The 8,335-nt window shown below is 60.4% G+C and carries 9 protein-coding genes; 2 read left to right on the top strand and 7 right to left on the bottom strand.

Annotation, left to right across the window (positions count from 1 at the left end; translation table 11 throughout):
- The 4 genes from NW804_RS08255 to pilM all read right to left on the bottom strand — a co-directional run.
- The coding region (locus NW804_RS08255) for an AMIN domain-containing protein (RefSeq protein ID WP_414423304.1) at positions 1-807 on the bottom strand (807 nt) is incomplete at its 3' end.
- 233 nt (positions 808-1,040) lie between these two features.
- Positions 1,041-1,793, bottom strand: a complete 753-nt coding sequence (locus NW804_RS08250) for a hypothetical protein (RefSeq protein ID WP_414423303.1) — start codon at positions 1,791-1,793, stop codon at positions 1,041-1,043.
- Entirely contained in the window at positions 1,793-2,500 is a 708-nt protein-coding gene (locus NW804_RS08245) for a PilN domain-containing protein (RefSeq protein WP_414423302.1), read from the bottom strand. Before NW804_RS08245 ends, NW804_RS08250 begins: the two co-directional genes overlap by 1 nt.
- 26 nt (positions 2,501-2,526) lie before the next feature.
- Positions 2,527-3,687, bottom strand: coding sequence for a type IV pilus biogenesis protein PilM (gene pilM, locus NW804_RS08240; protein WP_414423301.1), 1,161 nt, complete (start codon positions 3,685-3,687; stop codon positions 2,527-2,529).
- A 178-nt stretch (positions 3,688-3,865) separates the two neighbouring features.
- Here pilM and NW804_RS08235 point away from each other — a divergent pair, with 178 nt between their 5' ends.
- A complete protein-coding gene (locus tag NW804_RS08235; protein ID WP_414423300.1) occupies positions 3,866-4,984 on the top strand; it encodes an iron-containing alcohol dehydrogenase family protein in 1,119 nt (372 codons plus the stop codon).
- A gap of 1 nt (position 4,985) precedes the next feature.
- Here NW804_RS08235 and NW804_RS08230 read toward each other — a convergent pair whose 3' ends face one another.
- From NW804_RS08230 to NW804_RS08220, 3 genes are all read right to left on the bottom strand, one after another.
- The gene (locus NW804_RS08230; RefSeq protein WP_414423299.1) at positions 4,986-5,918 is read right to left on the bottom strand and encodes a DMT family transporter; all 933 of its coding nucleotides are present in this window, start codon (positions 5,916-5,918) and stop codon (positions 4,986-4,988) included.
- A gap of 142 nt (positions 5,919-6,060) precedes the next feature.
- Complete coding sequence (locus NW804_RS08225) at positions 6,061-7,179, bottom strand: glycosyltransferase family 9 protein (RefSeq protein ID WP_414423298.1); 1,119 nt, start codon at positions 7,177-7,179, stop codon at positions 6,061-6,063.
- Positions 7,180-7,275: 96 nt separating this feature from the next.
- Entirely contained in the window at positions 7,276-8,067 is a 792-nt protein-coding gene (locus NW804_RS08220; RefSeq protein ID WP_414420186.1) for a hypothetical protein, read from the bottom strand.
- Here NW804_RS08220 and NW804_RS08215 point away from each other — a divergent pair.
- Positions 8,066-8,203 carry a hypothetical protein gene (locus NW804_RS08215; RefSeq protein ID WP_414410537.1) on the top strand — a complete coding sequence of 46 codons (138 nt, stop codon included), beginning with the start codon at positions 8,066-8,068 and terminating at the stop codon, positions 8,201-8,203. The genes NW804_RS08220 and NW804_RS08215 overlap by 2 nt on opposite strands.
- Positions 8,204-8,335: the final 132 nt, after the last annotated feature.

Raw genomic sequence — 8,335 nt, 5'->3', positions numbered from 1 at the left:
GGCAATATCTCCAGCAGGAGGGGCCACAGCTCTCCCCTGGAAGGGGGATCCAGTGGGCAAGCTTCCTGGCGGCAATTGCGGTTGGTTAAGCTGGCCCACGGAGGGCACCTGAGAAATGACCGGCCTAGGAGAAGCTGGCTGAGGAGTAGGAGCTGTCTGAGCTGGCGGGGAAGAGGGGGAGTTTTGGGCAAGAGGCTGAGGAGTAGCAGCTGCCACGCGGGGAGAAGGAGAGTTTTGAGCAGCCGGAGAAGAGGCAGGGGTTGCCGGTGGGGCACCAGGCTGAGCTCGAGTTGGCGAGGCTGGTTGATTGGGCACTACTTCTTGGCTGGGGGCTGCAGCTACAGGAGCTGGCAGGGCAGAGGGCAAGCCCTCAAACTCGAAGACCAACTGCGTTGGGCTACGCTGGGCCAGCAAGCCTTGGGGAGCTGCCGCAACGCCGGCAATTTCTACCCGCACGCTGTCACTACCTATTTGCTTGGCTTCGATGAAGCGCACTCCCGGCAGGGGAGAATCCTGACGATAGCGGCCTTGACCTCTATCCAGTTGGGCATTGGCGATATCCCCAATCCAAGACCGGCCCTGTTGGGTAAAGAACACCTGCGGACGGGCGCCCCCCGTGGTTTGGATCTCCAGTCTCATGCGGTTGCCGTGGGGCACTAGCCGAATATCGGTGATACGGCTGAGGCTTTGCGGATGGGTGGAGGTCAATTGTTGGGCAGCAGCCTCATCAGGCCGGCTTTCTACGGCCAACAGGGGCAGAGAAAGGATCAAGCTCAATGCCCACCCCCAAGCAACTCGACGGCTCATTATCCTCACACCTCACTCCCTTGTCCAAGCATGTTCCTGCCTGACCCTCAGCACAGGTCTAGGCCGTGCTTCCCTAATCAAAGCCGAAATTTCGGCTTTTGCCACTACCTGTAGAGGCTTTTTTCTCCAATCTTCCCTACAGTCACACTAGATAGATGTCCCTCACCTCTGGGTTGCCCCTTGCGACAGAGCCTGCTGTCAGCCACCAGAGCCTAAGCAGGGTTCAGGCTGACCTATTGACCGGGTGCTGGCTGCTCTGGTTCAGATTGAGTAGGGGCGGGCTGTCCTGGTGCAGGGGAGGGTTGTCCTTCGGGCGCAGGGGCAGTACCCAAGGGAATGTCTTTGTTGTAGTAATAGGCGGTCAAGTCGAAGGCGACGTTCAGCTCCCCCCTCCCTTGAACGGGATTGAGGGAGAGGTTGCCCACGCGGAACAGAGCCCGAAAACGCTCGATGTCTCTCATGAGGTTGATAATGTCGGCGTAGGGACCCTGCACTGTGACGCGCGTGGTCTGCACCTGGATGGCTGGAGCAATGATTGCGGGCACTTCGGGGTTGTCCGAAGAAGCTGGCGTTAAAGGAGAAGGGCTGAAACTGAGCAACTGACTGTTAGGTTGCCCCTGCACCAGGCGGTTGAGATCGATCAGCTGAGTGTCGGCATTCTCAGGAGTAGCAAACAAAGCGCTGAGCTGTTGCTGCTGCCCGCGAGCCCTCTCGATCTGGTTGGGCAGATCCTGCAGGCTGGCAACCCGGCCCTGTACCTCCTGCAACTGGCTGGTTTTTTGGGCCACCTCTCTTTCCAAGGCTTGCACTTCTTCGATCAGGGGACGAAGTTGGGTGAAGGCCAGAAAGCCCGCCATGCCCACACCCAAGATTCCAATCAGAAGTCCAATGCGAATGGGAGTTAGCTCGACACCCAGCAGTACCGGCGGCCCTGCTGGAGGTGCCATCAGTTGTTCATCGTGAAAACTTTCCAGCGAGCCAGTCATCAGTTCGCCTCCGCTTGACGCAAGGTACGGATCTTTTCAACTAGGCCTATTGCTCCCCGCTGTTCCAGCTCACGGGTAAACTCTGGGTCGGGATCCCCGATAGTCCGAACAGTAACTGTTATGCTGTAAGCAACGCTGGCTTCAGTTTCAGGTGTGCCCTCCGCTCGAGAGGCACTGTTGAGAACGGCGCTGGTTACGAAGTTGGAATCCAGCAAGGTGAGCAAAAAGTCGTTCACCAAGGGAAAATCCAGCGCCTCTCCTTGTATGTTTACGGTGTCCCCAGAAGCGCTGATGTTGGTTATCCACACCCCTTGGCCAGGGATCCGGCGCCGCACTTCCTCCAAAATGGCTGACCAGGGCTGGATGGATCCCAGGAAAGAGCGGAAGCCCTCCGTCTGGGCGCGAATGGTTTGTAATTCTTGGCTGAGGCCCTGGAGTCGGGTTAACTCGGCATTGGCTGTGCTGAGTTCCCCTTCGAGGCGGGTTCGCTCTGCCCTTAGGGCATCTCTCTGGCGCAAGAAGTGGGCCTGGAAATACAAAAAACCCCCCATGGCCACAGCAGCCGCAGCAAACCCCAGGCCAAGGGCCAGGGCCCAGCTCCCCACTCCTGCGGCAGTGGGTGGGGCAGCTATTGCCTCTGCCCCTGTCTGGACCGAGGCGGGAACTTCTGGTCTTTCTTTAAGAAAGTTGATCTCTGGGGTGTACATCTGTCGCCTCGCTTAGGTATTGCAGGTCATCCCTTGCCGGCTTCCCGCATGGCCAGACCCAAAGCTACTCCCATCGCCGGGCGCTCCTCTAGAGGCACCTCGATGGCATCCGGCACAAGGATGTTGCCAAAAGGATCCGCCAGCTCTACAGCCATGCCCAACGACTGAGATAGGAAAGCATCCACCTGGCCGATACTGGCCCCGGAGCCGGCCAGAAAGACCTTCACCACCGGGAAGTTGCTTTCCGTGCTCGTGAAGAAGTCAATGGAGCGCTTCAGCTCATCGGCCAAGTCGGTAACAACACGCGCCACTGCGGCCACGCCTGGGTTGCTGGAAACCGCCTGCCCACCGCCAAGCAAAACCTCGTTGGGGTTGAGCAGGGGTAACCTCAGAGTTCGCAACAGCTCGCCAGTGCGACTGAAGGGCAAACTGAGAGCCTGGGTCAGCACCTGCCGCATGTGGACGGTGCCGATGTTAACCGTGCGGGTAAATTGGGGGATGCCGTTGACCAAGATGCTGATCTCGCTGCTGTCGTAGCCGATGGAGCTGAGCAACACTGCCTCTTGAGGGCTGTACTGGAGGAGCTGGTCGCGGATGGTGCGAATGAGGGAGAAGCTGGCCAGCTCCACACAGCGCGCTTTCAAGTTGGCTGCTTGCAGCACCGCCAGGTAGTTGTCCACCACCTCCTTGGGGATTGCCACCAGCAGCACCTCGATGCGCTCAATGCCATCCTGGGAAAGGTCAAGGCCCAGGGGTTGGTAGTCCACATCCGCCTGATCCCGCGGGTAGGGGATGTAGAGTTCCGCCTCCTGCTCCAAAACCACCCGCCGCAGTTCATCGGCAGGCAGATCAGCCGGTAGGCGAAGGAGGCGAACAATGGCCTCCCGCGCCGGCACCGCGGTTGCCACCGGCAAGTTGGTGGGCACCTTGTACTCGCTGAGCAAGTTAGCCAAGCTCAGGCCAACGGTGTTGGGATCGAGGATGCGCCCCTCGGCCATCGCCCCCTCGGGCATTGCCACGCTGTGGTAGTGAGCCAGCCGATAGCGGCCACTACCCTGCTTTTTGAGTTGGGCAACGGCGATGCGCTCGGGGTTAATCTCCACCCCAAGCATGGTTTGGGCTTTGAAACCGCCGAAGAAGCCGAACACGCTGGGAAACCCCACCCTCTGCGCCACTGCTAGACGCATACTACCCAATCTGTTGGGGGGTTACCACCACTCGTAGTTGACTGCTGGCAAAGATTTGTGATAGCAGACCCTCCCTTCAACCCCTTCTAAGCAGGCGAGGCCTGCCCGTGACTACACCTGAGGTGGGAAAGGCAGAACTTGCGGCTAGAATCGTAGTCTGTAATTGCCCCTTTTGGGAATGAGAACTTGTGAATTTGACCTAGCCATCCCGGCGCCGGCCCGCCTGTACCGGGGCAGGGGCATTCTGGGGACTGTACCTCTGACGGTTCTGGGATCCCGGGTGCTGGTCATTGGGGGGGAGCGATCCCTGGCCGTGGCAGAGCTGCCCCTGAAGCGCAATTTTGCTCGGGATCCCGCCGTCCAGGTTTACTGGACTACCTACGGGGTTGACTGCAGTGAGTCGGAGCTGGCTCGCCTGCAGGCACTGGCCACAGCAGAATCGGTAACCGGCATTTTGGGGGTAGGAGGCGGCAAGGCCCTGGACACGGCCAAGCTGGTGGCCCATCGTTTGAAGATTCCAGTGGTAACGGTGCCCACCTCTGCCGCCACCTGTGCCGCCTGGAGTGCCCTGTCCAACATCTACTCCGATGCAGGCGCCTTTCAGCGGGATGTGGCCTTGGATCAAGCTCCCGATGCCCTGATCCTGGACTACGAGCTCATTCTGCAAGCCCCAGCGCGCACGCTAGTGGCTGGGATCGGAGATGCCTTGGCCAAGTGGTACGAGTCTTCTGTAAGCAGTGGCAACTCGGAAGATGCCTTGGTGATTGCTGCTGTGCAACAAGCCCGTGTCCTGCGGGATCTGCTGTTCCAGCAATCCTTGGCGGCCTTGAGGGAGCCGGGCGGAACTGCTTGGAAGCAAGTGGTGGATGCCTGCATTTGCCTAGCGGGGATCGTCGGCGGCTTGGGAGGGGCCAAGTGTCGCACCGTGGCCGCCCACGCTGTCCACAATGGCCTTACTCATCTGAGGGGGCACCGGGCCACCCTGCACGGGGAGAAAGTGGCTTTTGGCATCTTGGCCCAGCTCCGCCTGGAGGAGATCTTGCAGGGAAGCCAGTTGGCGCTGGCGGCCCGCACTCAGTTGCTGGAGTTCTACCGCCAGGTGGGACTTCCCCTGAACTTGCAGGATCTACAGCTAGATCACCTGGGATCCGCCGAGCTGCTGCACGCTGCCCAAGTGGCCTGCCAGCCGGGATCGGATATCCACCACCTACCCTTCCCTGTTAGCCCCGAAGCCCTGCTGGTGGCCCTCACCACCACTGACGTGACCAGCTCCAGCCCCGTCCTGCCACGGGTGTAAGTCATTGTCCTTGGCAGGCTCCCCTGCTACGAACTTGGCGGGCCTCGCCGTATGCCGCGGAGGTGGCGCCTGCCAAGATCAAGGTTCCGCCTACCCAAGTCCACCCATCCGGGATCTCGGCAAACACCCAGAACCCGAGCAGGCTAGCCCAGAGGAGGCGGGAGAAATCCAAAGGCAGGAGCATCGTTACGTCGGCTAGCTTGTAGGCTTGGGCAAGGGCCACCTGGCCAAGGCTGCCCAACAGCCCCATTGCCACCATCCACAGCCACTGCTCCGGCGAAGGCCAGGTCCAAACCCAAACGGCAGCCAAGAAGGAAAGGGGAGTCTGCAACAGGCCCATGTAGGCAGTGATCGTGAGGCTGGACTCGGTGCGGGCGAGGATCTTAAGCACGATGATCACCCAGGCAAAGAGCGCCGCCGCCGCTAAGGCTAGCCCTGTGCCCAAAGAGAATTCGCGAAAGCCCGGCCTCAGCATCACCAAAGTCCCGACAACTCCTAAGCCCAAACCCAGCCAGCGCGAGGGGCGCATCTGTTCTCCCAGCACCCAAACCGCCATCATGCCAGCAAACAAAAGCTGGACAAAGCTCAGGGCCGTGGCCTCTGCCAAAGGCAACAGGCTGGCCGCCCAGAAGGAAAGCAGCATTCCCAGGGTGCTAATTGCCGAGCGCAGGAGGTAAAAGCTCATCTTGGCGGTGTGCAGAGAGTGGATCCCTGCTCGCAGAAGCAGCGGTACCAGGGCAAGAAACCCGAAGAGGTTGCGCAGAAACACAATCTCAAAAGGGTGCAGGGCGGGAGTGTTGAGCCGGATGATTACCCCCAAGCAGGCAAAGCAAAAGGTGGCTAGCAGCTTTAGGGCAACTCCTTGCCAAGCCCTCTTGTTTCTTTGCTCAGCAAGGCGGCTCCCTTGATGGCTGTATCTCCTCCTTGGAGTCACAGCTCACACCCAAATGGTTTAGGGACAGAGTTTTCGGCATCAAACTCTCAGCTCAGCCAGACTTTCGGGGATCCAGCCTGCCCACCTGGGCACTCCCTGCTGTCCACCGGACTGCTCCAGACGGCAGGGCAAAACGGGATCCCTAGCTTTTCTTGAGAATCTCCTTGAGGTAGCCGATGACCGTTTCCGGCTTGAGGTGAACCATGCAGGGGTGGCCTTCCACGAGGCAGGCTTCGTTTTTGAACTTGTTTTCTGCGCAGACCCGACATTTATAGGGAGTCTGGGTAACGTAAACATGGGGCAAGCGAGGTGCCCACAGTCGCACGGGGCTAGCTCCATCGCCGTCGGCATCGTTGCCAAATAGAGCAATGGTGGGACAGCCTACAGCTGCCGCGATGTGCATTGGCCCCGCATCCACGGAGATACAGACCCGCGCCCGCTTCAGGGCCCCCGCCAGCTCGAGGAGGGTGGTTTTGCCCCGCAAGTCAATCATCTCCGTTTCAGCCAGCAGTTGCTCCTCGCCGTCGCCGTGGTAGAGGGATCGCTGTAGCTCGGGGGCGCTACCTACTAGCCCCACCCGCAAGCCCTGGCCCTGGCACCACTGGATTACCTGGCGCCAGTATTCAAGCGGCCACATCTTGGCGCGGCGGGTGGTGGTGATGTGCACGAGGACCTCCGGCACCGGAAAATCGGGATCCCGGCTGGGGAGCTCTAGGCGGAAGAAATCCGTCTCTACGTAGGCCAGGCGGCAGAAGATCTCGGCAATGTAGTTGCTGGTGAGGATATCTCTATAGCGCTGCAAAAACTCCGGGCTGTTCCAGTCGTCGTCCTGGAGCATGCGCTGCACCGGGTCGGAGCCGGGATCCAACTTGCGGCGAAAATCCAAGGTCAGGCCAGCCCCGGCAATGTACTGGGGTCGCAGAGCCGTTACCGCCACCAGGTTGAGCTCGCTAAACTCGTCGCAATTGATGGCCAGATCGTAGGGACCAGCTTGAGCCACGCGATCCCGCACAGCGGCCGCTAGGGCCTCGAGGTAATCGGGGCGGCGGCTGTAGAGGGGGAAACTGAAGTCGATGTAGGGGCAGTGGAGCTCAAAGTCGCGGGTAATTTCGCTGCCAAAAAAATCCAGCACACAGCCGGGGTATTTTTCCTTGAGGCCACGCAAGAGGGGGACGGTGACCACAAAGTTACCCACCTTGCTGGAAGAAAATACCGCTAGATGTGGCCGTTCCCGCAGAGGTTGGTTGGCAAACCGTTGCATAGGGCTATGCCGTTTGGGTCGGTGGTGCAGAGCACTCTCGCTAGGCTAGCATCCCCAGGCCAGCCTTCCAGCCAAGTCCTTGGGGAGGGGCTATACCTAGGGCAAGCTGGCTTGGCTGCCATCCCAGATGACCACCACAGCAAAGCGATCCAGAAAGCCATCGGCGGCGTTCATCTGGCGCAGATTGAAGGCATCTTCGGCAGAGATCACCAGGTCATAGCCCAAGGTGCGCAGGGCGCGGATGCGGTGGGGCCGCTCCCCAATGCGGTTGACTAGCGAGCGGGCCTGCTCTTCCGAGGTGGCGTAGGCGGCTGTGCCCTCGCTGCCCACAAAGGCGGCGTTGAGATCCTGGCCAAGGTTGATGGGCGGGTAAACAGGGTTGCCATCGGGATCCAAAAGGCGCATCGACTGGCTGGGCAGAAAGTCCAGGCCGCGGGCATCGACCAGCAGCCCTGTTACCTGGGGCTGGGGCCGCTGGGATCCCGCCTCCAGGCCAGTTCCACCCCCTGGCCCTTGGCCTGTGCCCACCCCTGAGCCAGGACTGGAGCCGCGCACCCCGCTCTGGCCGCTGCCAGGCCCGATTACTCCCCCTTGCCCAGACCCCAAGCCACCGCCGCCGGCGCTCATGTCCAACTGGCGCAACAAGTCCAAATTGAAAATCGGCCCTTCTGACCCTGCGTTCTCGTCAGGAAATAGCTGGTCGGGAGTGACCGAACGCCAGGGCGCTTCTTGTTTCTCAAGGGTTGGGGTAGGGGATCCCCCCTGCAGGCGGTGGAGGGGAGGAAACAGCGTCTGCGCCTCGACCGCTTCCCCCGGCAAGACAAGTCCCCCTGCCAGGAGTCCCAGGGCTGCCGCCTTGATCCGGATCCCTGCACCTTGAGTTCTCATGCCCACACCTCTTGGCCTGAAAATCCGCAGCCGCTCGTTCCCCCATGCTATCCAGGCGGGGGTGGTTCGGCAGGGGATCGCGCGCAATCCTCCTTTCTTTTTGATCCCCAGCGATCCCCAAGCTCTTGACCAATAGGAAGAAATACGTGAACATAGGGTCATCATTACTGATCCCCGCTGATCCCAACCTGTAGTCATCAGCGGTTGGAAGACGCAAAGCCGGCGGTCACCCCAGTAGGCCAGGGGTTGCGCTTAGCCGCAAGCTGGG

The sequence above is a fragment of the Synechococcus sp. WC10meta genome (assembly GCF_047461475.1).
The sequence above is the reverse complement of the archived record's forward strand: the minus strand, read 5'-3'. Positions and strand labels throughout refer to the sequence as shown.

Bases quoted from the DNA above. Each gene is read 5' to 3' on its own strand.
- NW804_RS08220 (WP_414420186.1), bottom strand. From the start codon at position 8,067: ATGAGAACTCAAGGTGCAGGGATCCGGATCAAGGCGGCAGCCCTGGGA.
- NW804_RS08250 (WP_414423303.1), bottom strand. From the start codon at position 1,793: ATGACTGGCTCGCTGGAAAGTTTTCACGATGAACAACTGATGGCACCT.
- NW804_RS08245 (WP_414423302.1), bottom strand. From the start codon at position 2,500: ATGTACACCCCAGAGATCAACTTTCTTAAAGAAAGACCAGAAGTTCCC.
- NW804_RS08225 (WP_414423298.1), bottom strand. From the start codon at position 7,179: ATGCAACGGTTTGCCAACCAACCTCTGCGGGAACGGCCACATCTAGCG.
- pilM (WP_414423301.1), bottom strand. From the start codon at position 3,687: ATGCGTCTAGCAGTGGCGCAGAGGGTGGGGTTTCCCAGCGTGTTCGGC.
- NW804_RS08235 (WP_414423300.1), top strand. From the start codon at position 3,866: ATGAGAACTTGTGAATTTGACCTAGCCATCCCGGCGCCGGCCCGCCTG.
- NW804_RS08215 (WP_414410537.1), top strand. From the start codon at position 8,066: ATGCCCACACCTCTTGGCCTGAAAATCCGCAGCCGCTCGTTCCCCCAT.